This window comes from Caldalkalibacillus mannanilyticus JCM 10596 (assembly GCF_000615945.1).
Classification (GTDB): Bacteria; Bacillota; Bacilli; order Caldalkalibacillales; family JCM-10596; genus Bacillus_AT; species Bacillus_AT mannanilyticus.
The window spans coordinates 1-674 of the sequence record NZ_BAMO01000106.1 but is presented as its reverse complement, the minus strand read 5'-3'; the positions used below and the strand labels follow the sequence as shown (position 1 = coordinate 674).

Annotated in this window: 1 protein-coding gene; it reads left to right on the top strand. The window is 31.9% G+C overall.

The features are described from left to right. Positions 1-169 precede the first annotated feature (169 nt). Entirely contained in the window at positions 170-541 is a 372-nt protein-coding gene (locus JCM10596_RS22915) for a VOC family protein (protein ID WP_025029063.1), read from the top strand. Positions 542-674: the final 133 nt, after the last annotated feature.

The window sequence follows — 674 nt, the reverse complement described above, 5'->3', positions numbered from 1 at the left end:
AAAAAAACTCTGTGAATTTTCACGGAGTTTTTTTTATTTTACTTAGGAGTTTGTTCCAAAAAAACTACAAAAAAAGTATAATTTGTGCAGGGTGCTGTGTTTGAAAATAGAAAATAAGGTAGTATAAAGTTTTTTAAAATACTAACTCCGAAGGAGAGAGGTGTGCAACATGTCTATTCTGTTTAAAAGAATTGATACCGTTTTTTTAAGGGTAAAAAATTTTGAAGAGGCAATCAATTGGTACACAAACATTCTTGGTTTTGAATTGCGCTGGAAAGAAGATGTGGGCGGCTATGCTGCGCTAAATATTAGCGAAACTCCTTTAACTTTAGTGCGAGAAGACCAAGAAAAATTTGTTCCTAGTGCAAGTGCGCATTTTAATTTTTATGTTGAAAATGCAGAAGAAGCGCACCAATATTTATTGAAAAATGATGTTGAAGTGGGACCGATAGAGAAAGATGGAGAGGTACAATGGTTTTGGTTTAAAGATCCGGAAGGGAATAGATTAGAAATATGTTCTTTTCCTGAATCACTTAATTAATGCTTTTATAAAAAGATTATTTTATCTTTTAGTGGAAAAATTTAATGGGGTGAATATGGTTGACTTGAACACAGACATATGATAAATTATTAAATGTCGCTGCTAATTAGACATCATTTTTTGCAGCAATCAT